Origin of the sequence: Pseudonocardia abyssalis, from assembly GCF_019263705.2 — a bacterium.
In the GTDB taxonomy this organism is placed as follows: Bacteria; Actinomycetota; Actinomycetes; order Mycobacteriales; family Pseudonocardiaceae; genus Pseudonocardia; species Pseudonocardia abyssalis.
Window position 1 is genome coordinate 1,165,101 of record NZ_JADQDK010000001.1, and the last position, 22,293, is coordinate 1,187,393.

Annotated in this window: 20 protein-coding genes; 17 read left to right on the forward strand and 3 right to left on the reverse strand. The window is 73.9% G+C overall.

The window, feature by feature from the left end; translation table 11 throughout:
• Nucleotides 1-42: 42 nt before the first annotated feature.
• From recN to I4I81_RS05605, 5 genes are all read left to right on the forward strand, one after another.
• Nucleotides 43-1,851: a DNA repair protein RecN gene (recN, locus tag I4I81_RS05585; RefSeq protein ID WP_218604997.1), complete on the forward strand. Its 1,809-nt coding sequence runs from the start codon at nt 43-45 to the stop codon at nt 1,849-1,851.
• Between the two features lie 63 nt (nt 1,852-1,914).
• Nucleotides 1,915-3,099: a putative cytokinetic ring protein SteA gene (gene steA, locus I4I81_RS05590; RefSeq protein ID WP_218604996.1), complete on the forward strand. Its 1,185-nt coding sequence runs from the start codon at nt 1,915-1,917 to the stop codon at nt 3,097-3,099.
• Entirely contained in the window at nt 3,096-3,998 is a 903-nt protein-coding gene (locus I4I81_RS05595; protein ID WP_218604995.1) for a copper transporter, read from the forward strand. The genes steA and I4I81_RS05595 overlap by 4 nt, the downstream gene beginning before the upstream one ends.
• 51 nt (nt 3,999-4,049) lie before the next feature.
• Nucleotides 4,050-5,765, forward strand: a complete 1,716-nt coding sequence (pyrG, locus tag I4I81_RS05600) for a CTP synthase (RefSeq protein ID WP_218615859.1) — start codon at nt 4,050-4,052, stop codon at nt 5,763-5,765.
• A gap of 53 nt (nt 5,766-5,818) precedes the next feature.
• Nucleotides 5,819-6,397 (forward strand): NUDIX domain-containing protein, encoded by a 579-nt coding sequence (locus I4I81_RS05605; protein WP_225925056.1) that lies wholly within the window; start codon nt 5,819-5,821, stop codon nt 6,395-6,397.
• A 255-nt stretch (nt 6,398-6,652) separates the two neighbouring features.
• Here I4I81_RS05605 and I4I81_RS05610 read toward each other — a convergent pair whose 3' ends face one another.
• Entirely contained in the window at nt 6,653-7,144 is a 492-nt protein-coding gene (locus I4I81_RS05610; protein WP_226363770.1) for a DUF1707 domain-containing protein, read from the reverse strand.
• Between the two features lie 51 nt (nt 7,145-7,195).
• Between I4I81_RS05610 and I4I81_RS05615 the strand changes: the two genes are divergently transcribed.
• From I4I81_RS05615 to I4I81_RS05625, 3 genes are read left to right on the forward strand one after another with little or no spacing between them, the layout of a single operon-like run.
• Nucleotides 7,196-8,182, forward strand: coding sequence for an LLM class F420-dependent oxidoreductase (locus I4I81_RS05615; protein WP_218604539.1), 987 nt, complete (start codon nt 7,196-7,198; stop codon nt 8,180-8,182).
• Between the two features lie 35 nt (nt 8,183-8,217).
• Nucleotides 8,218-9,552 (forward strand): NAD(P)/FAD-dependent oxidoreductase, encoded by a 1,335-nt coding sequence (locus I4I81_RS05620; protein ID WP_218604537.1) that lies wholly within the window; start codon nt 8,218-8,220, stop codon nt 9,550-9,552.
• Nucleotides 9,553-9,567: 15 nt separating this feature from the next.
• Nucleotides 9,568-10,473 (forward strand): site-specific tyrosine recombinase XerD, encoded by a 906-nt coding sequence (locus I4I81_RS05625; protein ID WP_218604536.1) that lies wholly within the window; start codon nt 9,568-9,570, stop codon nt 10,471-10,473.
• A 12-nt stretch (nt 10,474-10,485) separates the two neighbouring features.
• On the opposite strand, the gene I4I81_RS05630 is transcribed toward I4I81_RS05625, so the two are convergent.
• On the reverse strand, nt 10,486-12,228 hold the full coding sequence (locus I4I81_RS05630) for a sigma-54-dependent Fis family transcriptional regulator (RefSeq protein ID WP_218604535.1): 1,743 nt from the start codon (nt 12,226-12,228) through the stop codon (nt 10,486-10,488).
• Between the two features lie 142 nt (nt 12,229-12,370).
• On the opposite strand from I4I81_RS05630, the gene I4I81_RS05635 reads away from it, so the two are divergent.
• Together I4I81_RS05635 and I4I81_RS05640 are read left to right on the forward strand one after the other, a co-directional pair.
• Nucleotides 12,371-13,843, forward strand: coding sequence for a flavin-containing monooxygenase (locus I4I81_RS05635; protein ID WP_218604534.1), 1,473 nt, complete (start codon nt 12,371-12,373; stop codon nt 13,841-13,843).
• 25 nt (nt 13,844-13,868) lie between these two features.
• Nucleotides 13,869-14,684: an alpha/beta fold hydrolase gene (locus I4I81_RS05640; RefSeq protein ID WP_218604533.1), complete on the forward strand. Its 816-nt coding sequence runs from the start codon at nt 13,869-13,871 to the stop codon at nt 14,682-14,684.
• 162 nt (nt 14,685-14,846) lie between these two features.
• Here the strand turns inward: I4I81_RS05640 and I4I81_RS05645 are convergent, their stop codons facing one another.
• Complete coding sequence (locus I4I81_RS05645) at nt 14,847-16,019, reverse strand: NADH:flavin oxidoreductase/NADH oxidase (protein ID WP_218615860.1); 1,173 nt, start codon at nt 16,017-16,019, stop codon at nt 14,847-14,849.
• Nucleotides 16,020-16,331: 312 nt separating this feature from the next.
• Between I4I81_RS05645 and I4I81_RS05650 the strand changes: the two genes are divergently transcribed.
• The 7 genes from I4I81_RS05650 to der all read left to right on the forward strand — a co-directional run bounded on the left by I4I81_RS05650 (nt 16,332) and on the right by der (nt 22,289).
• Entirely contained in the window at nt 16,332-17,231 is a 900-nt protein-coding gene (locus I4I81_RS05650) for a ParA family protein (protein WP_218601987.1), read from the forward strand.
• On the forward strand, nt 17,228-18,007 hold the full coding sequence (locus tag I4I81_RS05655; RefSeq protein WP_372453547.1) for a segregation and condensation protein A: 780 nt from the start codon (nt 17,228-17,230) through the stop codon (nt 18,005-18,007). The genes I4I81_RS05650 and I4I81_RS05655 overlap by 4 nt, the downstream gene beginning before the upstream one ends.
• Nucleotides 17,995-18,585: an SMC-Scp complex subunit ScpB gene (gene scpB / locus I4I81_RS05660; RefSeq protein WP_218601988.1), complete on the forward strand. Its 591-nt coding sequence runs from the start codon at nt 17,995-17,997 to the stop codon at nt 18,583-18,585. The genes I4I81_RS05655 and scpB overlap by 13 nt, the downstream gene beginning before the upstream one ends.
• A 38-nt stretch (nt 18,586-18,623) precedes the next feature.
• A complete protein-coding gene (locus I4I81_RS05665; protein ID WP_218601989.1) occupies nt 18,624-19,373 on the forward strand; it encodes a pseudouridine synthase in 750 nt (249 codons plus the stop codon).
• 167 nt (nt 19,374-19,540) lie between these two features.
• On the forward strand, nt 19,541-20,215 hold the full coding sequence (gene cmk, locus I4I81_RS05670) for a (d)CMP kinase (protein WP_218601990.1): 675 nt from the start codon (nt 19,541-19,543) through the stop codon (nt 20,213-20,215).
• A complete protein-coding gene (locus tag I4I81_RS05675) occupies nt 20,212-20,856 on the forward strand; it encodes a lysophospholipid acyltransferase family protein (RefSeq protein WP_218601991.1) in 645 nt (214 codons plus the stop codon). The genes cmk and I4I81_RS05675 overlap by 4 nt, the downstream gene beginning before the upstream one ends.
• Complete coding sequence (gene der / locus I4I81_RS05680; RefSeq protein ID WP_218601992.1) at nt 20,853-22,289, forward strand: ribosome biogenesis GTPase Der; 1,437 nt, start codon at nt 20,853-20,855, stop codon at nt 22,287-22,289. Before I4I81_RS05675 ends, der begins: the two co-directional genes overlap by 4 nt.
• The last annotated feature ends 4 nt before the right edge of the window (nt 22,290-22,293 follow it).

The window sequence follows — 22,293 nt, forward strand, 5'->3', positions numbered from 1 at the left end:
TGCACCCCCCGGAATGTCGGGGTGGCGCCGTAGCCTGCCCCCATGCTCGCCGAGATGCGGATCCAGGGCCTGGGCGTGATCGACGACGCCACCCTCGAGCTCGATCCGGGGCTCACCGTCCTCACGGGGGAGACCGGTGCGGGCAAGACGATGGTGGTCACGGGGCTGTCCCTGCTCGGGGGCGGCCGGGCCGAGGCGTCGCGGGTGCAGGAGGGGGCGAAGCGCGCGGTCGTCGAGGGCCGGTTCTCCGCCGATCCGGCCGCGCTCGCCGTCGCCGACGAGGTGGGCGCCGACGCCGACGAGGACGGCACCCTGATCGCGGTGCGCACGGTCGGGGCCGACGGGCGCTCGCGCGCGCACCTGGGTGGCCGGTCGGTGCCGGTGGGGGTGCTGGGTCGGCTCGCCGAGGTCACGCTCGCCGTCCACGGGCAGAACGACCAGCTGCGGCTGCTGCGCCCCGCGGAGCAGCGCGCCCTGCTCGACCGGTTCGCCGGCGACGCCGTCGCGGGCCCGCTCGATCGCTACCGGTCGGTGCGCACGGAGTGGCAGAAGGTCGCCACGGAGCTGGTGGAGCGGCGCGACGGCGCGCGGCGGATGGCGCAGGAGGCCGACCTGCTGCGCCACGGCCTCAGCGAGATCGGCACGGTCGACCCGCAGCCCGGCGAGGATGCCGACCTGCTCGCCCAGTCGCGGCGGCTCGTGGCGGCCGACGAGCTGCGCGAGGTCGCCTCGGCGGCCCGCGCGGCGCTGGTGGGGGCAGAGGAGGGCGATCCGGACGCCCCCGCCGCGCTCGCGCTCATCGGCGACGCCCGGCACCGCCTCGCCGGGGCGGGCGACGACGAGCTCACCGCCCTCGACGCCCGGCTCGGTGAGGTGCTGGCCCTGCTCGGCGACGTCGGGGCCGAGCTCACCGCCTACCTGGAGCGCCTCGACGCCGACCCGGAGCGCCTCGCCGCGGTCCTGTCGCGCCAGTCCGACCTCAAGGCGCTCACCCGCAAGTACGCCGCCGACGTCGACGGGGTGCTGGCCTGGGCCGACGAGGCCCGGGAGCGGCTCGACGGGCTCGACACCTCCGAGGAGACACTCACGGTGCTCGCGGCCCGCCGCGACGAGCTGGCGGTCGAGCTCGCCGGGCACGCGGAGGAGGTCACCGCCGCCCGCGTCGAGGCCGCCGAGCGGCTCGCCGCAGGCACCACCGCGGAGCTCGGCGGGCTCGCGATGGCCGACGCCCGCCTGCTGGTCGACGTCCGGCCGCGGCAGGCGGGGCCGGACGCGGCCGACGCACTGCTGGTCGGCGGGTTGCGGCTGGTGGCCGGCACCACGGGCGTCGACGACGTCGAGCTGCGGCTCGTCGCCCACGGCGGGGCGGCGCCGCAGCCGCTGCACAAGGGGGCGTCCGGGGGCGAGCTCTCGCGCGTGATGCTCGCGCTGGAGGTGGCGCTCGCCGGGGCCGACCCGGTGCCGACGATGGTCTTCGACGAGGTCGACGCCGGCGTCGGCGGCCGGGCCGCGGTCGAGATCGGCAGGCGGCTGGCGCGGCTCGCCGCGAGGCACCAGGTGATCGTGGTGACGCACCTGCCGCAGGTGGCCGCGTACGCCGACCGGCACCTCGTCGTCGACAAGGCGGTCCGGGGCGGGTCGGGCCCCGCGCGGAGCAGGGTGCGGACGCTCGCCGAGGGCGACCGGATCGTCGAGCTGGCCCGGATGTTGGCCGGCCTCGACGACACCGACACCGGCCGCGCCCACGCCGAGGAGCTGCTCGGTGCGGCCCGCGCGCACCGCGAGGCCGACCGCGCGCCGGCTCCGCCGAAACGGGCCGCGCCGAAGCGGGCGGCGAAACGGACACGATGAACCCCGGGTGACGGTCCGGCGTGCCTTCCTGGCCCCCGGTTCCGTCGGTGTCACAGTGCGTGCATGAAGTTGTCCGGCCTGCTGCACCGCACCCGCCCCGAGCTGCCCGGTCTGTCCGGGGTCGCCCGCGTCGATCGCCGCACCGACGCGCTGCTGCGCCGTGTCAAGGCGGGTGAGATCGCGGTGCTCGACCAGATCGACCTCGACCGCGCCACGGCCGACGCACTCGTCGCCGCGGACGTCGCCGCCGTCGTCAACGCGTCGCCGTCGATCTCGGGCCGCTTCCCGAACCTCGGCCCCGAGGTGCTGGTGGCCGCCGGGATCCCGCTGATCGACGCGGTGGGTCCCGAGCTGCTCTACGCCGTCAAGGACGGCAACAAGCTGCGGCTGCTCGACGGGGTGCTCTACCTCGGGGACCTGCGGGTCGGCGAGGGCGTCGAGCAGAATGCCGACTCGGTCGCCGACGCGCTCGTCGAGGCCCGGTCCGGTCTCACGCACCAGCTCGAGGCGTTCGCCGCCAACACCATCGAGTTCATGCGCCGCGAGCGCGCCCTGCTCCTCGACGGCGCCGGGGTGCCGGACGTCGACGTGACGCTGGCGGGGCGGCAGGTGCTCGTCGTCGCCGCCGGGTACGACCACGTCGCGGACCTGGCGCGGCTCAAGAACTACATCAACGAGTACCGGCCGGTGCTGATCGGCGTCGGGGCGGGGGCCGACGCGCTGCTCGCCGCCGGGCACTCACCGGCCCTGATCGTCGGGGATCCCGGTGAAGTGTCCAACGAGGCGCTCACCTCCGGCGCCGACGTCGTCGTCCCCGCGTTCGCCGACGGGCACGCGCCGGGACTGCACCGCGTGCAGGACCTCGGGACCGGGGCCGTCACGTTCCCCAGCTCGGCCAACGCCGAGGACCTCGCGCTACTCCTCGCGGCGCACCACGGAGCGTCGATGGTGGTCACGGTCGGGCTCTCGGCGAGCATGGCCGAGTTCCTCGACCGGGGCCGCTCGGGCAGCAACGCCTCGACCTTCCTCACCCGGCTGCAGCTCGGTGGCACGCTGGTGGACGGGCGGGTGATCGCCTCGCTCTACCGCAGCCGGGTCTCGCTCGGGGCGATCGTGCTGATGGTGGCCGCCGCGGTGGTGGCGGTCGTCGCCGCGCTGCTGGTGTCCGACGCCGGTGACGCGGTGCTCGACTGGATCGTCCGGGGCTGGAACGGCCTGCTGGACGCGGTGCTGGGCTGGTTCGGATGATCTCACTGCGCTACCACGTCGTCTCGATCGCCGCGGTGTTCCTCGCGCTCGCCCTCGGCGTCGTGCTGGGGGCGAGCGGGGTGTCCGACCGGCTCCTGTCCGCGGTCTCCGCACAGCGCGACGACCTCGGCACCCAGGTTCAGACGCTCACCGGTGAGCGCGACGACCTCGCCGCCGCCGCCCGCGCCTCCGACGAGTTCGCCCGCCGCGTCGGCCCCGCCGCCGTGCGGGGGCTGCTCGACGGCCAGGCCGTCACGATCGTCAGCGCGGGGTCCGACGTCGCCGACCGCGACGGGCTCGTCGCGCTGCTCGGGCAGGCCGGGGCGACCGTCAGCGGCGAGGTGGCGCTCACCACCGCCGTCGGCGACCCCGCCCGCGCCGACCAGCTCCGAGAGCTGACCGCAGGTCTGCTCCCGACGGGCGCTCAGCTGCCCGCCGCGTCCGACACCGGCAGCCTGCTCGGCGGCCTGCTGGGCGGGGCGCTGCTGGAGGGCGGCGACCCCGCCGCGGTGCTCACCGGGCTCACCACCGCCGGTTTCCTGCAGGCGGGGGAGGCCCCGGCGCCCGCGTCGCTCGTCGTCGTGCTCACCGGGGGTGCGCTGACCGGCGTCGACGCCGCCGACTCGGCCGCGGTCGTCGCCCGGCTCGCCGCGGAGCTCGACCGCCGCGGTGCCGGTGCCGTCCTCGCAGGGAGCACCGGCTCGGCCGACTCGACCGGGGCCGTCGGCGTCGCCCGGGCGGACTCGACCGTCACGGCGGCGCTGTCGACCGTCGACGACGTCCAGTCCGGTCCGGGACAGGTGTCGACGGTGCTGGCCCTGCGCGAACAGCTCGACGGCCGGTCCGGTCGCTACGGCTCGGCCGCGACGGCGTCGGACGGGGCCGCCCCCGCCGCCTGACCGTCCGACCCGCGGGGGGCGGGGGACGGGCTCCCTGTACGGTGAAACCCCGTGCAGCCTCGTGCGACGCGTCATCTGTTCGTCACCGGTGGGGTCGCGTCCTCGCTGGGTAAGGGTCTGACGGCTTCGAGCCTCGGCCAGCTCCTCACCTCCCGCGGGTTGCGGGTGATCATGCAGAAGCTCGACCCGTACCTCAACGTCGACCCGGGCACCATGAACCCGTTCCAGCACGGGGAGGTGTTCGTCACCGAGGACGGGGCGGAGACCGACCTCGACGTCGGCCACTACGAGCGGTTCCTGGACCGGAACCTGCACGGCCGGGCCAACGTCACCACCGGGCAGGTCTACTCCGAGGTGATCGCCAAGGAGCGCCGCGGCGAGTACCTGGGCGACACCGTGCAGGTCATCCCGCACATCACCAACGAGATCAAGGACCGCATCCTCGCGATGGCGGAGCCCGACGAGGACGGCGTCGCGCCCGACGTCGTCATCACCGAGGTCGGCGGCACGATCGGCGACATCGAGTCGCTGCCGTTCGTCGAGGCGGCCCGGCAGGTCCGCCACGAGGTGGGCCGCGACAACTGCTTCTTCCTGCACGTGTCGCTGGTGCCGTTCCTCGCGCCGTCCGGCGAGCTCAAGACCAAGCCGACCCAGCACTCCGTCGCGGCGCTGCGCAACATCGGCATCCAGCCCGACGCGCTGGTCCTGCGCGCCGACCGGGAGATCCCCGACGGCATGAAGCGCAAGATCTCCCTGATGTGCGACGTCGACCTCGACGGCGTCGCCGCCGCCCCGGACGCGCCGTCGATCTACGACATCCCCAAGGTGCTGCACAGCGAGGGCCTCGACGCCTACGTCGTGCGCCGCCTGGGCCTGCCCTTCCGCGACGTCGACTGGACGGTGTGGGGCGACCTGCTCGACCGCGTCCACCACCCCGACGCGACCGCGCGGATCGCCCTGGTCGGCAAGTACGTCGACCTGCCCGACGCCTACCTCTCGGTCACCGAGGCGCTGCGGGCCGGCGGGTTCGCGCACCGCGCGCGGGTGGAGATCGTCTGGGTGCCGTCCGACGAGTGCCGCACCCCGGCCGGGGCCGCCGCCGCCCTCGACGGCATGGACGGCGTGCTCGTGCCGGGCGGGTTCGGCGTCCGCGGGATCGAGGGCAAGCTCGACGCCCTGACCCACGCCCGCACCCGCGGCATCCCGACCCTCGGCCTGTGCCTGGGCCTGCAGTGCATGGTGATCGAGGCCGCACGCAGCCTCGCCGGGCTGGCCGACGCCAACTCCAGCGAGTTCGACGAGCGCACCCCGCACCCGGTGATCTCCACGATGGCCGACCAGCGCGACGTCGTGGCGGGGGAGCGGGACATGGGCGGCACCATGCGCCTGGGCTCCTACCCGGCGACGCTCGGCGCGGGCACCGTCGTGGCCGCGGCCTACGGCGAGCGCGAGGTCACCGAGCGGCACCGCCACCGCTACGAGGTCAACAACGCCTACCGGTCGCGGCTGGAGGAGGCCGGGCTGGTGTTCGGCGGCACCTCCCCGGACGGCGCGCTCGTCGAGTTCGTCGAGCTGCCCGCGGAGAAGCACCCGTTCTACGTCGGCACCCAGGCCCACCCCGAGCTCAAGAGCCGCCCCACCCGGCCGCACCCGCTGTTCGCGGCGTTCGTCAAGGCGGCGCTGCGCTACCAGGGCGAGGTCCTGCTGCCGTTCGACGAGCCCGCGCGGGAGTCCGCGGCCGCGTCGGTGAACGGGGCCGGATCGTGAGCAGGCACGATTTCCCCGTCGAGAGCAGCACGGACGTCTACGCCGGGCGGGTCATGGCGCTGCGGTCGGACCAGGTCGTGATGCCCGGTGGGCGGGTCGCGGCGCGCGAGATCGTGGAGCACCCCGGTGCCGTCGCGATCGTCGCGCTCGACGCCGACGACCGGGTCATGATGATCCACCAGTACCGCCACGCCGTACGTCGGCGGCTCTGGGAGCTCCCGGCCGGTCTGCTCGACGTCGCGGGGGAGGAGCCGGTGCTCACCGCGCAACGCGAGCTGGCCGAGGAGGCGGGGCTCGCCGCGCAGGAGTGGTCGGTGCTGCTCGACATCGTGCCGTCGCCCGGGTTCTCCGACGAGTCGATCCGGGTGTTCCTGGCCCGCGGCGTCACCGAGGTCGGGCGTCCCGAGATGGGCGGCCCCGAGGAGAGCGACAACGAGGAGTCCGACCTCACGGTGAAGTGGGTGTCGATGCCCGTCGCGGTGCGGATGGTGCTCGCCGGCACGATCGTCAACGCCACCACGGTGGCGGCGATCCTCGCCGCGCACGTCCTGGCCGGGGCGCCGACCGCTGCGCGCCCGGTCGACGCCCCGTGGACGGACCGTCCCACCCGGTTCGCCGCACGGAAGGCCTGACCCGGAGCGGGGGCTGCCGGTCGAACCACGGCCGCGGCGCCACCAGGTGGGAAGCCAGGGCCAGCAGGAGTCCCTCGCCGCCCGCCCACGTGCCGGACGCCCAGCGGCAGGTCGTCGGGGTCCGAACAGCCGCCCGTCGACGCCGCGGCCCGGTCGGCGGTCGCGGTCAGCAGCTCGTCGGCCGGCACCACGGCGTCGTGGCTGCGGTACTCCGCGTGGTCCACACCCGATGTGTCGGTCGGGCCCGCCGGTCCGTCAGGGCCGCAGGGGACGGCCGTACGGGTCGGTCGGCCGGCCGGCGAGCAGCACGATGCCGTCGATGAACGCCCAGATCGCGCCGATCAGGAAGATCGAGAGCAACAGCTGGGCCACCGCGATGCCGTGATGGCCGGAGTAGAACCGGCCGACACCGAAGGGCAGCACCAGCTGCAGGACGCCGGCGACGACCTTGGAGCGGTCGGAGTACGGCACGCCGGACCGGGGATCGACGCCGTAGGGGGCGTCGGCCCGCACGGCGGGGTACGGCGACGGGTAGGCCACCGGGGCGGCGGCCGGAGCCGGCCGCGGCAGGTCGACGAACAGCGCCTCCAGCTCGTCGCTCGTGCGCGCGGCGTAGGCGGCGGTGGTGCGGTCGGCGTACTCGTCGGGGTCGAGCCTGCCCTGCGACAGGTGCTCGCCCAGCTCCGTGACGGCCCACTCGCGCTCGGCGTGGCCGACGCGGATGCGCGGGGTCTCCGGCGGGTTCACACCCACGACGGTACCGGCGGGCGGAGACTAGGGTCGGGGTTCGTGACCGGTATGCGATTCGGACTGTTCGTTCCCCAGGGCTGGCGACACGACCTCGTCGGCATCGACCCGAAGGACCAGTGGGCCACCATGAAGGGGCTCGCGCAGCACGCCGACGCGGGCCCGTGGGAGTCCGTCTGGGTCTACGACCACTTCCACACCGTGCCCGCCCCCACCGACCAGGCCACGCACGAGGCGTGGTCGCTGATGTCGGCGTTCGGCGCCGTCACCGAGCGGGTGCGGCTGGGCCAGATGTGCACGTGCATGAGCTACCGCAACCCCGCCTACCTCGCGAAGGTGGCCGCCACCGCCGACATCATCTCCGGCGGCCGCGTGGAGATGGGCATCGGCGCGGGCTGGTACGAGCACGAGTGGCGGGCCTACGGCTACGGCTTCCCCGCCGCGCCCGACCGCCTCGGCATGCTCGACGAGGGCGTGCAGATCATGAAGCAGGCGTGGGAGACGGGCTCCGCCACGCTCGACGGGAAGCACTACCAGGTCGACGGCGCGATCGTGCAGCCGAAGCCCCTGCAGGACGGCGGCATCCCGATCTGGATCGCGGGCGGCGGTGAGAAGGTGACGCTGAAGATCGCGGCGAAGTACGCGCAGTACACCAACTTCGACGGCACGCTGGAGGGCTTCACCCGCAAGTCCGAGCTGCTCAAGGGGCACTGCGAGACCGTCGGCACCGACTTCGACGCGATCGTCCGCTCGGCCAACTACAACATCGCGATCGGCGCGAACCAGGCCGAGGTCGAGCAGCGCATGCAGGACGCGAAGGCGCGGCTGCTGCCGTACGTGGGCGAGGAGAAGGCCGAGGGCTCGCTGGGTGCGGTGCGGGGCCTGCCCGGGTGCGGCACCCCCGACCAGATCATCGAGAACCTCACGAAGCTCAAGGAGGCCGGCATGACCTACGCCGTCCTCAACTTCGCCGAGGCCGCCTACGACCGCTCGGGCATCGAGCTGTTCGAGCGCGAGGTCATCCCGGCGCTCGCCTGACGTATCAGCGGGCGGGCCGGCCGACTCCGTCCCCCATGCGCATCGCCGTCGTGGGAGCCGGGCCGACCGGCCTGTTCGCCGCCATCGCCCTGGCCCGCCGGGGCCACGCCGTCACCGTCGTCGACCGGGACCCCGGCCCGCACCCGGACGGGTCGTGGCCGCGGGTCGGCGTGATGCAGTTCCACCATCCGCACGCGTTCCGCGGGCCGGTCGTCGACGCCCTGTCGGCGGAGATGCCCGAGGTCGTCGACGCCCTGCTCGCGGCGGGTGCCGAGCCCGTGCAGGTGACGCCGGACACCGTCGCGGGGCTGCGGTGCCGGCGGATGGTGTTCGAGCGGGTGCTGCGCGCCGCCGCGGTCGCCGAGCCCGGCGTGCAGCTGCTGCGCGGGCACGCCGAGGAGGTCCTGGCCGAGCGCGGCCGGGCCGCCGGGCTGCGCGTCGACGGCCGTCCCCTCGGCGCCGACCTCGTCCTCGACGCGTCGGGCCGGTCCGGGCGGATCGGCCGCGGGCTGCGCGCCCCGGCGGAGGGCGGCGACTGCGGGCAGGCCTACGTCTCGCGGCAGTACCGGCTGCGCCCCGGGGCGGAGTTCGGCCCGCTGACGATGCCGATCGCGGGCATCGCCTACTACCCCGGCTACGCCGCCATCGCGTTCCCGCACGACAACGGCGTGTTCTCCACGGTGGTCATTCGGTCGGGCGACGACCGCGCGCTCACCGGCCTGCGCGGGACCGCGGCGTTCGACGCGGTGGCCGCGGCCGTCCCGCTGCTCGCCGCGTGGACCGATCCCGCCCGCAGCACGCCGCTGACCGGGGTCCTGCCCGGCGGGCGGCTGCACAACACCTGGTGCGGCCAGCTCGACGACCGCGGGGAGGTGCCGCTGCCCGGGCTGGTGTTCGTCGGCGACACGGTGTGCACGACCAACCCCTCGGCCGGGCGCGGCATCACCACGTCGCTGCTGCAGGTGCGCAGGCTGCTCGCGCTGCTCGCCGAGCACCCCGGCGACCCGGAGTCCCTCACCCGCGCGCTCGACGCCTGGAACACCGCGCACGTCCGGCCCTGGTTCGACGACCACGTCGCCTGCGACGCCGGGCTCGCCGCCCGCTGGGCCGGGGCCGACGTCGACCTCGACGCCCCGCTGCCCTCGGACCTGATCGGCGCGGCGGCGGCGGTCGACCCGTCGATGATGGCCGTGGTCGGGCCGTACCTGGCGATGCAGTCCCTGCCCGCCGCGCTCGCGGAGGTCGAGCCGCGGGCCCGGGAGGTCTACGCGACCGGGTGGCAGCCGCCGGTGCCCGACGGCCCGACCCGCGACGAGCTGGTGGAGCTCGTGACACGCGCGGCGGGGGACCGCGCCGGGGTCCCCGGGTGACGGCATGATGGCGCGATGACGAGCGCGGCGGTGGAGGCGTTCCTGCACCACCTGACGGTGGAGCGCGGCAGCGCCGCGAACACCGTGGCGTCCTACACCGCCGACCTGCGCCGCTACGTCGGGTACCTCGAGGGCCTCGGGATCGACGACCTGGCGCGGGTCCGCGAGGCCGACGTCAGCGGGTTCGTGGTGGCGCTGCGCAGCGGGACCCCGCCGCTGGCCGCCTCGTCGGCGGCCCGCGCGCTGGCCGCGGTGCGGGGGCTGCACCGCTTCGCCGCGCGCGACGGGCTGGTGCCCGACGACGTGGCCCGCGCCGTCACCCCGCCCGCGCTGCCCTCGACGCTGCCGCGCGCCCTCGACGTCGACCAGGTGGAGCAGCTGCTCGCCGGGTCGCCGGGGGACGGGCCGGTCGCGCTGCGGGACCGCGCCCTGCTCGAGCTCCTGTACTCCACCGGCGCGCGGATCTCCGAGGCCGTCGGGATCGACCGCGACGACCTCGACGTCGAGGGGCGCACGGTGCTGCTGCGCGGCAAGGGCGGCAGGCAGCGGATCGTGCCCGTCGGGCGACCGGCGCTCGCCGCCGTCGACGCCTACCGGGTGCGGGCCCGCCCGGCGCTGGCCGAGAAGGGTCGCGGCACCGCGGCGCTGCTGCTCAACGCGCGCGGTTCCCGGCTGTCGCGGCAGAGCGCGTGGCACGCGCTGCGCGGTGCGGCCGACGTGGCCGGGCTGACCGTCGAGGTCTCCCCGCACACCCTGCGGCACTGCTTCGCCACCCACCTGCTCGCCGGTGGTGCCGACGTCCGGACGGTGCAGGAGCTGCTCGGTCACGCATCGGTCACGACGACGCAGGTCTACACCCACGTCACGGTCGATGCGCTCCGTGAGGTCTACGCGACCACCCACCCCCGCGCGCTGGCCTGAGCGCTCGGCCGCTCAGGCTGTGATGCGGTACTGCGCGATCTTGCGGTAGAGCGTGGACCGGGCGACCCCCAGCACCGAGGCCGCTGCAGCGCGGTTCCCCTCCGTCGTGCGCAGCGCGGCCACGATCGCGTCGCGCTCGGCCTGGTCGACCGGGCGCAGCGCCCCCCGCGGCGCGCTCTGGCAGGACTCGGGCAGGTCGCCGACCTCCACCGCCCCCACCGGACGGCGGCGCAGCGCGGTGTCCAGCGCGTCGCGCAGCTCCGCCACGTTGCCCGGCCAGCCGTGGCGGGCCAGCGTGCGCAGCGCGTCGGCGGACAGCCGTGCGTCGCGGCCGGGGGCCAGGTCGGCCAGCACAGCCGTGACCAACGACGGGAGGTCCCCGGACCGGTTGCGCAGAGGCGGCACCGTGACCGAGTGCCGGAACCCGGCGAGCAGGTCGGCGACCGCCGGCGCGCACCGGGCGCCGTCGACGGCGGTGGCCGCGAGCCGGGCCCGGCACGCGCGCAGCGCTCCGGGCAGCCCGGTCGGGAGACCGGGCCGGCGGTCGACGTCGACCAGCACGACCAGCGGCGACGGCCCGGCGGAACCGATGAGCGTCGCCGGGTCGGTGTCGGCGGGCCCGATCTCGACGACGCGTCCCGGGCCGTGCAGCGCGCGGTCCAGGTCGGCGAGCAGCCGACGCCGGCCGGTCCCGGCCTCCCCGACGACCAGCAGCGGCGCACCGGCCCGCAGCGCCTCCGCCGCCGCCGTCCACGCCGTGCGCCAGCCGGGGCTGGTGCTCGCCGGGTCCGGCACCGGTCGTACGTCCGGTGCGAGCCGGGGTATCGGTATCCCGTCCGCCTCCCGCAGCACCGAGAGCACCGCGACCAGCCCGGCGACCGCGCTTCCGTCGGTGACCGCGGTGCCGCGCATCCGGACCCGGACGCCCGACGGCAGGTCGAGGCGGTCGTCGACGTCGGGCCCGCGGTGCATGCGGAACCGCGCGTGCTCCTGCAGCGCGGCGAGATCGGCGGGGTCCAGCAGGGTCTGCAGCGCGGTGTTGGCCAGGGCCATCCGCCTGCCCACCGCAAGCACCGGGCGCCGGGACCGCGCGTCGACCCGGGTGTAGAGGTCGAACACCGCCCGCTGCCCCGGGTCCCGCTCGTGCAGCAGCGCGTCCTGGATCCGGGCGGCCGCCGACGTGACCAGCGAGTGCAGGATCGGCGAGGAGTGCTCGACCCGGCAGCTGACGTCGAGCACGCCCTCGATCCGTCCGGTCACCGGGTCGCGGACCGGCGCGCCGGCGCACGCGTAGGACTGCAGCGGCTCGACGAAGTGCTCGGCGCCCACGACGTGCACGGACCGGCCCGACTCCAGGACGGTGCCGACCCCGTTGGTCCCGACCGCCCCCTCGTCGTAGCCGAAACCCTCGGCGAAGCGGTTGTCATCCGCGGCGCGCCCGATCGCCGACGTCGTGTCCAGCCGCACGAGCAGGCGCGCCCGGTCGTCGGTGAGCACGACGCACACCGGGGCGCCCGCGATCTGCTCGGCCAGCTGCTCGATCACCGGGCGGGCGCACCGCGCCAGCCGGGAGTCCAGGTCCAGGTCCGGGTGGTGCAGGTTCGACACCGTCGTGGGATCGACGCCGTGGGCGAGGCTCCGGCGCCACGAGGCGACCACGTGCCCCGGGATCCCGGGGAGGTCGGCGTCGGGCCGGTCGTGCAGCCGGGCCAGCGCGGAGGTGAGGAGCCTGCGACGAGCCAGGACGTCACCCATGACGCGGCACCTCCCTGTAGCCCAGCTCACATCATGCGGCATCGGTCAAGGCCGGAACCGTCCGATGTTCGGACACCGCCGGTCCCCGACGCCCGTCCTACCGTCGGGAGATGCCGTCACCGCCGACGCAGGGAGATCGCCCATGACCCGCTCCGAGAACGAGCACCTCGACGTCCTGATCATCGGGGCCGGCGTGTCCGGCATCGGAGCCGCGCACCACCTGCGTGAACGGTTCGGGGACCGCAGCTTCGCGATCCTGGAGGCCCAGGACGCCCGCGGCGGGACCTGGTGGACGCACCAGTTCCCCGGCGCGCGCTCCGACAGCGACCTGTTCACCTACGGCTACCGCCACAAGCCGTGGGTCGGACCGTCGATCGCGGCCGGTGGGGCGATCCTCGACTACCTCGACGAGGTCATCGAGGAGGACGACCTGGCCGGGCACATCCGCTACCACCACCGCGTCACCTCGCTGTCCTGGTCGTCGCAGGAGCACCGCTGGACGGCCGAGGTCACCCGCACCGACACCGACGAGCAGCTCACCGTCACCGCGTCGTTCCTGTGGATGTGTCAGGGCTACTACAACCACGACGAGCCCTACACCCCCGAGTGGCCCGGGACCGAGCGGTTCGGCGGCACGATCGTGCACCCGCAGGCCTGGCCGGCCGACCTCGACCACGCGGGCCGGCGGGTGCTCGTCATCGGGTCGGGGGCGACGGCGGCGACGCTCGTGCCGGCCCTGGCCAAGTCCGCCGACCACGTGACGATGCTGCAGCGCTCGCCGTCGTACTGGTTCCCCTCGCCCTCGGTGCACGAGCTCGCCACCACGCTCGCCCCGCTGGACCTGCCCGCGGACTGGACGCACGAGATCCTGCGCCGCCAGTACACCCAGCAGCTCGACTGGCTGGCCGCGGTCGGGCACGAGGACCCGGACCAGCTGCACACGTTCCTGATGGACACGATCACCCCGCTGCTGCCCGAGGGCACCGACATCGAGAAGCACTTCACCCCGCGGTACCGGCCGTGGCAGCAGCGCATCGCGATCGTCCCGGACGGCGACCTGTTCGAGGCCATGCGCGACGGCCGGGCCTCAATCGTCACCGACACGATCACCGGGTTCACCGAGACGGGCGTTCAGGTCTCCTCGGGCGAGGTGCTCGAGGCCGACATCGTCGTCACGGCGACGGGGTTCGACCTGGCGGTGTTCGGAGACATCCCGTTCGCGGTCGACGGCGAACCCGTCGACTTCTCCGAGCGGGTCACCTGGCACGGGATGATGATCAGCGGCGTCCCGAACATGGCGTACGCGTTCGGCTACTTCCGGCACAGCTGGACGCTGCGCGTCGACCTGGTCAACGACGTCGTCGCCCGGATCGTCGAGCGCATGGGGGAGCGGGGCGCGACGACGGTCGTGCCCGAGCTGCGGCCGCAGGACGCCGACATGCCGCTGCGGGAGTGGTCGGACCCGGAGAACTTCAACCCCAACTACGTGCTGCGCTCGCAGGAGCGGATGTTCAAGCAGGGCGACCGCGAGCCGTGGACCCACATGCAGGAGTACGCGCACGACCGCACCGCCCTGCCCGCCGCCGACGTCGGCGACGGCCTCCAGTACCGCTGACCGCCCACCCCGAAGGAGCAGATCCGTGCCCCAGATCCCCGTCCGCACCGGCGTCACCCTGAACTACGAGATCACCGGCAGCGGCGAACCGCTGCTGCTGGTGATGGGAACCTCCGGCGCCATCGCCCTGTGGGGCGAGATGATCGCGCGCCTGAGCGAGACGAACCAGGTCATCGCCTACGACAACCGCGGCCTCGGTGGGAGCGACCGCGGCAGCGGCCCGATCACCGTCGCCTCGCTCGCCGAGGACGCCTCCGCCCTGCTGGAGGCACTGGAGGTGCCCCGCGCACACGTGCTGGGCTGGTCGCTCGGCTCGGCGATCGCGCAGGAGCTGGCGCTGGCGCACCCCGACCAGGTCGCCTCCGCGCTGTTGTACGCCACGTGGGGCCGGGCCGACGGCTTCCAGCGCTCGGTGCTCACCGCCCTGCGCCTGCCCTACGTCCACCGCGACATGGAGTCGGCGCTCGCCACGGCGGGACTCGCGTTCTCCCCGCAGCTGCTCGACCACCCGGACTTCGCGCAGATGATCGAGCCGATGCTGCCGGCGTTCCCGCAGAACGAGGAGCAGATGCAGGTCACCGTCGAGCAGTGGGACGCCGACCTGGCCCACGACTCGCTCGACCGGCTCGGCGGGATCACCGCGCCGACGCTCGTCGTGGTGGGGGAGCAGGACCTGCTGACCCCGCCGTGGCAGGCGAAGAAGGTCGCCGACGCGATCGCGGGTGCGCAGTACGAGCTCGTCACGGGACCCGGGTCGAGCCACGGCCTGCACATCGAACGCCCCGCGGACCTGACGACGATCGTCACCGGGTTCCTCGGGAAGCTCGCGCTCACCCACTGACCCCACACCCCCGGCGAGTTTGCCGCAGGCGCTCGGTGTGTTGGCCGATCACGTACGCGCGGTGCGTACCGGATCGGCACACTCGCCGGGCGTGAGCGGCAAACTCGCCGGGCGTGAGCGGCAAACTCGCCGGGTGGGGGTGGAAAACTCGCCGGGTGGGGGTCAGGCGACCTCGTCGAGGTTCTCCGGGGCCACGGGCACTTCGGGCCAGCCGATGCTCGGGTCGTGGCCGCGGAAGTTCTGCAGCCACCAGCCCCAGTCCTCGGGGACGAGTTCGAAGGGGTCCTTGTGGCCGAGCTCGCGGGCGGCCCACACCGGCCAGTGCGGGTTGGCCAGCGCCGGGCGGCCGAGCAGGACGAGGTCGATCTTCTCGTCGCGGATCGCCCGGTCGGCGTTCTGCGGCACGCCGAGGTTCCAGCTCACGGTGACGGGGATGTCGATCTCGCGCTTGACCTGTGCGCCGCGCTCGACCCAGGCGCTGACGTCGCCGAAGAACGGGTCGACCATGTCGTCGGTGTTGCCGCCGAAGGACAGGTCGGCCATGTCGGCGCCGTGCTCCTTCAGCCAGCCGACGACCTCGATCGAGTCCTCCCACTGCACGCCGTCGGGGTGGTAGTCGTCGGCACCGAGGCGGAACGTCAGCGGCAGGTGCTCCGGCCAGACCTCGCGGACGGCGTCCATCGCCTCGATCAGGAACCGCGCGCGGTTCTCCTTGCTGCCGCCGTAGGAGTCGGTGCGCCGGTTGGCCAGCGGCGAGTAGAAGCTCGCGGCGAGGTAGCCGTGCGCGAAGTGCATCTCCAGCCACTCGTAGCCGGCCTCGAGCGCGCGGACGGCGGCCTCGGCGTACTTCCTGTGGATCGCCTCGATCTCCTCGACGGTCAGCGCATGCACCGGGTACGGACGCTTGCCGAAGCCGTAGGGGACGTCCGACGGGCCGACGACCTGCCATCCCTCGGGGTGGTCCGGGGACAGCTGCTGGCCGAGGTCCCCGCCGACCCACGGCTTGAGCTCGCTGCCGTTGCGACCGGTGTGCCCGAGCTGGATGCCGGCCACCCCGCCCATGTTCTTGATCATCGACGTGACGCGGGCGTGCCCCTCGATCTGCGCGTCCTCGTAGATCCCGGCGCAGTGCGGTGTGGTGTGCCCTTCCGGGGAGATCGCCACCTGCTCGGGGTAGATCAGGCCGAACCCGCCCGCGGCCCGGGCGCCCAGGTACATCAGGTGGAAGTCGTCCATCTTGCCGTCGGTCGAGCGGTACATCGTCATGGGGGACATGGCGATGCGGTTGCGCAGGGTCACGCCCTTGAGGGTGTACGGGCTGAAGAGGTCGGGCACGGGGGAGGCCTCCGGTCACGCGTCGGGTTCGGGGGTGAGTCAACTGAACCGTTGATGCCGGACGGTGACCGCGCTGTTGCGAGTGCGGGGCCGGCGTCTCACAGGTGACCCCGATCGTGTGTGAGCCGGTACCCGCGCGACACCGGGGGGCCACCGCCCGGTAACGTTCCGCTCCCGTCGGCTCTGATCAGCCGACTCGGCACATGATTCGGCGGCGGCGACACGGCGGGGCGCGTTGCCGCTCGTCACCGGCGCCTCCTAGTCTGCGCGGAACGGCCCCCACGGGCCGCCCCGTCACAGAGCGGAGCCCGCATGGACACGCCGCGGCCCTTCGTCCCCCGCCCGGAGCAGCACTACGAGGACGAGCCGGACACGGGGTCCGTGCCACCCGACCTCGGGGGGAGACATCGCTTGACCGCGCCCGAACCGGCACCGCTGACCCAGCACGGCCCGGCCCGCATCATCGCCGTGGCCAACCAGAAGGGCGGCGTCGGCAAGACGACGTCCACGATCAACCTGGGTGCCGCGCTCGCCGAGTACGGGCGCAAGGTGCTGCTCGTCGACTTCGACCCGCAGGGTGCGCTGTCGATCGGGCTCGGGGTGCAGGCCCACGAGCTCGACACCACGGTCTACAACCTGCTGATGGAGCGCGGCGTCGAGATCGACGACGTCATCAAGCAGACCGGCGTCGACGGCCTGGACCTGCTGCCCAGCAACATCGACCTGTCGGCGGCGGAGGTGCAGCTCGTCACCGAGGTCGGCCGCGAGCAGGCTCTCGGCCGCGCGATCAAGCCGGTGCTCGACCGTTACGACATCATCCTCATCGACTGCCAGCCCTCGCTCGGCCTGCTCACGATCAACGCGCTGGCCTGCGCCGACGAGATCCTCATCCCGCTCGCCTGCGAGTTCTTCTCGCTGCGGGGGGTGGCGCTGCTGATGGACACGATCGAGAAGGTCCAGGACCGGCTCAACCCCGACCTGAAGATCCTCGGGATCCTCGCCACCATGTTCGACCCCCGCACGCTGCACACCCGGGAGGTGCGCCAGCGCGTGATCGAGGCGTTCGGCGAGCTGGTGTTCGAGGCGACGATCAACCGGACGGTCCGCTTCCCGGAGACCACGGTCGCCGGCGAGCCGATCACGACCTGGGCGCCGGTCTCCAACGGCGCGATGGCCTACCGGATGCTGGCGCGCGAGGTCATCGCCCGGTGACCCTGGTCGACGACACGGCCGCGGCGGCGGACCCGGCGGGCCCGCAGCGCTTCACCGTGCGGCTGTACAACTTCGAGGGCCCGTTCGACCTGCTGCTGCAGCTCATCGGCAAGCACGAGCTCGACATCACCGAGATGGCGCTGCACCGCGTCACCGACGACTTCATCGCGCACCTCAAGCACCTCGGCGACGACGCCGACCTCGACGAGACCACCGAGTTCCTCGTCATCGCCGCCACCCTGCTCGACCTCAAGGCCGCCCGGCTGCTGCCCGACGCCGACGTCGAGGACGCCGAGGACCTGGCGCTGCTGGAGGCCCGCGACCTGCTGTTCGCGCGGTTGCTGCAGTACCGCGCGTACAAGCAGGTGGCGTCGCTGTTCGTCGAGCTGGAGGCGGGGGCGGCGCGCCGGTTCCCGCGGTCGGTGGCACTGGAGGAGCGCTTCGCGGTGCTGCTGCCCGAGGTCCTCCTCGGCGTCGACGCGGCGACGTTCGCCGACCTCGCCGCCAGTGTGTTCCGGCCCAAGCCGCCGCCGGAGGAGCCCGGTCTCGGGCACCTGCACCAGCACGAGGTGTCGGTGCCGGAGCACGTCGCGCTGCTGCGGGCGCGGCTCGCCGAGCTGGGCGTCGCCACGTTCGCGACGCTCACCGCCGACTGCGTCGCCCCGATCGAGGTCGTCGCGCGGTTCCTCGCGGTGCTCGACCTGTTCCGCAGTGCCGTCGTGGAGCTGGACCAGCCCGAGCCGTTCGGGGAGCTGACGGTGCGATGGACGCCCTGAACGGGGACGTGGCGGAGGAGTCCGAACAGCTCTCCCTGTTCGCCGACGCCGAGCTCGACGGTGCCCTGGAGGCGCTGCTGCTCGTCGTCGACGCCCCGACCGAGGCCGAGTCGCTGGCCCTCGCGCTCGACCAGCCCGTCGCGCGGGTGCAGTCGGCGCTGGTGCGGCTGTCCCGCTCCTACACCGAGGACGGCCGCGGCATCGACCTGCGCCACGTCGGCGGCGGGTGGCGGTTCTACACCCGCGAGACCTACGCGCCCTACGTCGAGCGGCTGCTCCTCGACGGGCAGCGCGCGAAGCTCACCCGGGCCGCGCTGGAGACCCTCGCGGTGATCGCGTACCGGCAGCCGGTGACCCGTGCGCGGGTCTCCGCGGTGCGCGGCGTCAACTGCGACGGGGTGCTGCGTACCCTGGTGTCCCGTGGGCTGGTGCAGGACGCCGGTATCGACGGCGCGACGCAGGGCACCCTGTTCCGCACCACCGAGATGTTCCTGGAGCGCCTGGGGCTGTCCTCCGTGGAGGACCTGCCCCCGCTGGCCCCGCTGCTGCCCGATGTGGACTCGATCGACGACATGTGAGAAGTAGGACCGTGAACCCCAGCGAAGACCGTGACGGCGTGCGACTGCAGAAGGTGCTGGCCCAGGCCGGCGTGGCGTCGCGACGGGCGTCGGAGGAGCTGATCGCGCAGGGCCGGGTCAGCGTCGACGGCAAGATCGTGCGCGAGCAGGGCCGCCGCATCGACCCCGACACCGCCGTCGTGCACGTCGACGGGTCGCGGATCGTGCTGAGCGACGACATGGTCTACCTCGCCCTGAACAAGCCGCGCGGGCTGCTGTCCTCGATGTCCGACGACCTCGGCCGCCCCAGCGTCGGCGACCTCATCGTCGAGCGCGGGATCGTGGAGGAGCACTTCACCGGTGCGCCGCGCAGCCGCCTGTTCCACGTCGGCCGCCTCGACGCCGAGACCGAGGGCCTGCTGCTGCTCATGAACGACGGCGACCTCGGCCACCGACTCATGCACCCGTCCTACGAGGTGCAGAAGACCTACGTCGCCGAGGTGATGGGGCAGCTCCCGCGCGACCTGGGCAAGCGTCTGCGTGCCGGCGTGGACCTGGAGGACGGTCCGGTCGTCGTCGACTCCTTCAAGCTCGTCGACTCCACCCCGGGCCGGTCCATGGTGGAGCTGAAGATCCACGAGGGGCGCAAGCACGTGGTGCGCCGCCTGCTCGACGAGGTCGGGTTCCCGGTGCAGCGGCTCGTGCGCACCGCCGTCGGCGACGTGCAGCTGGGCGACCAGCGGCCCGGCAAGTTCCGGCCGCTCAACCGCGAGGAGATCGGGTCGCTCTACAGGTCCGTGGGGCTGTAGCCGCCCGCGCAGACGCATGCCGCTGACGTCGCCGGATCCGCCGCACGGCATGATGAGTGCGGCCCACGTCCGTGGGTCGCAGGCCGTGATGCGGCGAGCAGGGGGCCGCGCGGCCCCCGGATGAGGGGTCGGTCGTGGTGGCGGGCAGGTTGCACGGGGTCGTCGCGATGGACGGACCGTCCGGCACCGGGAAGTCCACCGTCGCCAGGCGGCTCGCGCGCGAGTGCGCGGTGCCCTACCTCGACACCGGCGCGATGTACCGGGCGGCGACTCTCGCGGTGCTGCGCGCGGGACTCGGGCCCGACAGCTCCGCCCGCGACGTCGTGCTCGCCGCCGCGCAGGCGCGGATCGAGTCGGGCACCGATCCGGCCGCGCCGCGGATCCTGCTCTCCGGCGAGGACGTCGAGTCCGAGATCCGCGGGGCCGAGGTGACGGGGCTCGTCAGTGCCGTGTCGGCGCACCCGGAGATCCGCGAGCTGATCGTCGGGCGCCAGCAGGAGCTCATCGCCGGCGCGGTCGCGTCCGACGGCGGGATGGTCGTGGAGGGCCGCGACATCGGCACCGTCGTGGCCCCGGACGCCGCGCTGAAGGTCTACCTCACCGCCTCCGACGAGATCCGTGCCGCCCGCAGGGGCGCGCAGGACCGCAAGGCCGGCCGCGCGGCCGACGCCGCCACGGTGCTCGCCGCCGTCCGCCGTCGCGACCACCTCGACACCACCCGTACCGTCTCGCCCCTGACCGCCGCCGCCGACGCCGTCGTCCTGGACACCGACCACCTGAGCGTGGACGCCGTGCTCGACGAGCTGCGTAGGCTGGTGGGGGAGCGGGGCCTCGTCCGGTGACGGGGACCCAACTCCCCACCGGATCGTGGCCGTGGTTCCACGACCTGGCCCGGTGGGTCGGCACGTGGCTGTTCACGCCGTTCTACCGGGTGCGGGTGCACCACGCCGAACGGCTGCCGGCGGCCGGTCCGGTGGTGCTCGTCGCCAACCACAGCGCGTTCGTCGACGGGCCGTTGCTGTTCGGACTGGTCGGACGGCGTGCGGTGTTCCTGGTCAAGCAGGAGATGTTCGACGGCCCGGCCGGCCGGGCACTACCGAGGATCGGTCAGCTGGGCGTGCGCCGCGGGGCGCCCGACCGGCGGCCGTTGACGGCCGCGGTGGCGGTGTTGCGCGAGGGCGGGCTCGTCGGGGTGTTCCCCGAGGGCACCCGCGGAGAGGGCGACATGGCCGCGGCACAGCACGGCGCGGCCTGGCTGGCGCGCACCTCCGGTGCGGTGGTGCTGCCGGTGGTCTGCCGGGGCACGCGCCGCCCGGCCGGGACCGGTCGTCGCTTCCGCCCGCGGGTGGACGTACTGGTCGGCGATCCACTGGACCTCCCCGCAGGTGGTGGGCGCGCGGGACTCGCCGCCGCCACCGAGACCGTCCGGGCCGCGCTGGCCGGGATGGTCCGAGAACTCGATGCCCAACGGAGCAACACATGAGCGAGTACGACGAGGACACCCTCACCGAGATGGGCCGGCTGGGTCTCGACCCGTCCGAGTTCACCGACGCCGACCTGGCCGACGGGGCGGACGGCGAGCCCGAGGGGCTGGTCCCGGCACCCGTGCTCGCGGTCGTCGGGCGACCCAACGTCGGCAAGTCGACGCTGGTCAACCGGCTGCTGGGCCGCCGCGAGGCCGTCGTCCAGGACATCCCGGGCGTCACCCGCGACCGCATCGCCTACGACGCGCTGTGGAACGGACGCCGCTTCACCCTCGTCGACACCGGAGGCTGGGAGCCCGACGCCAAGGGGCTACAGGCCTCGGTCGCGGCGCAGGCGGAGATGGCGATGCAGACCGCCGACGCCGTGCTGCTCGTCGTCGACGCCTCGGTGGGGGCCACCACCACCGACGAGGCCGTCGCGCGCGTGCTTCGCCGCGGCGACGTCCCGGTGATGCTGTGCGCCACGAAGGCCGACGACGACCGCCTGACCTCCGACATCGCGTCGCTGTGGCGGCTCGGGCTCGGCGAGCCGCACCCGGTCTCCGGGCTGCACGGCCGCGGCTCGGGCGACCTGCTCGACGAGATCCTGGCCATCCTCCCGGAGAGCCCGCGCGACCTCGGGTTCGGCGCCCCCGGCGGCCCGCGCCGCGTGGCGCTGGTCGGCAAGCCGAACGTGGGCAAGTCGAGCCTGCTCAACCGGGTCTCCGGCGAGATCCGGTCGGTCGTGCACGAGGTCGCCGGCACCACGGTCGACCCCGTCGACTCCCTGGTCGAGCTCGACGGCGAGGTGTGGCGCTTCGTCGACACCGCGGGCCTGCGCAAGCGCGTCAACACCGCGAGCGGCATGGAGTACTACGCCAGCCTGCGCACCAAGGCCGCGATCGAGGCGGCCGAGGTGGCCGTCGTGCTGATCGACGCGGGCGAGCCGATCGCCGAGCAGGACCAGCGCGTGATCACGATGGTCGAGGAGGCCGGGCGCGCGCTGGTGCTCGTGTTCAACAAGTGGGACCTCGTCGACGAGGACCGGCGCCTGGCGATGAAGCGCGAGCTCGAGCGCGACCTCGTGCGCGTGCGCTGGGCCGAGCGCGTCAACATCTCGGCGCTGACGGGGCGCTCGGTCACCAAGATCGCGCCGTCGCTGCGCACCGCGCTGGCGTCGTGGGACCGGCGGGTGCCGACCGGGCGGCTCAACGGCTGGCTCTCCGAGGTGGTCAACGCGACGCCGCCGCCGGTGCGCGCGGGCAAGCAGCCCAAGATCCTGTTCGCGACGCAGGCCGCCACCCGTCCGCCGACGTTCGTGCTGTTCACCAGCGGATTCCTGGAGGCGGGCTACCGGCGGTTCCTCGAGCGGCGGCTGCGTGAGGAGTTCGAGTTCACCGGTTCGCCGATCCGGATGTCGATCCGGGTGCGGGAGAAGCGCTCGCGCAAGTAGGCCG

Coding starts and splice junctions, on each gene's coding strand:
- recN (WP_218604997.1), top strand. CDS start 43: ATGCTCGCCGAGATGCGGATCCAGGGCCTGGGCGTGATCGACGACGCC.
- steA (WP_218604996.1), top strand. CDS start 1,915: ATGAAGTTGTCCGGCCTGCTGCACCGCACCCGCCCCGAGCTGCCCGGT.
- I4I81_RS05595 (WP_218604995.1), top strand. CDS start 3,096: ATGATCTCACTGCGCTACCACGTCGTCTCGATCGCCGCGGTGTTCCTC.
- I4I81_RS05605 (WP_225925056.1), top strand. CDS start 5,819: ATGGCGCTGCGGTCGGACCAGGTCGTGATGCCCGGTGGGCGGGTCGCG.
- I4I81_RS05615 (WP_218604539.1), top strand. CDS start 7,196: ATGCGATTCGGACTGTTCGTTCCCCAGGGCTGGCGACACGACCTCGTC.
- I4I81_RS05620 (WP_218604537.1), top strand. CDS start 8,218: ATGCGCATCGCCGTCGTGGGAGCCGGGCCGACCGGCCTGTTCGCCGCC.
- I4I81_RS05625 (WP_218604536.1), top strand. CDS start 9,568: ATGACGAGCGCGGCGGTGGAGGCGTTCCTGCACCACCTGACGGTGGAG.
- I4I81_RS05630 (WP_218604535.1), bottom strand. CDS start 12,228: ATGGGTGACGTCCTGGCTCGTCGCAGGCTCCTCACCTCCGCGCTGGCC.
- I4I81_RS05635 (WP_218604534.1), top strand. CDS start 12,371: ATGACCCGCTCCGAGAACGAGCACCTCGACGTCCTGATCATCGGGGCC.
- I4I81_RS05650 (WP_218601987.1), top strand. CDS start 16,332: ATGGACACGCCGCGGCCCTTCGTCCCCCGCCCGGAGCAGCACTACGAG.
- scpB (WP_218601988.1), top strand. CDS start 17,995: ATGGACGCCCTGAACGGGGACGTGGCGGAGGAGTCCGAACAGCTCTCC.
- cmk (WP_218601990.1), top strand. CDS start 19,541: ATGGACGGACCGTCCGGCACCGGGAAGTCCACCGTCGCCAGGCGGCTC.
- der (WP_218601992.1), top strand. CDS start 20,853: ATGAGCGAGTACGACGAGGACACCCTCACCGAGATGGGCCGGCTGGGT.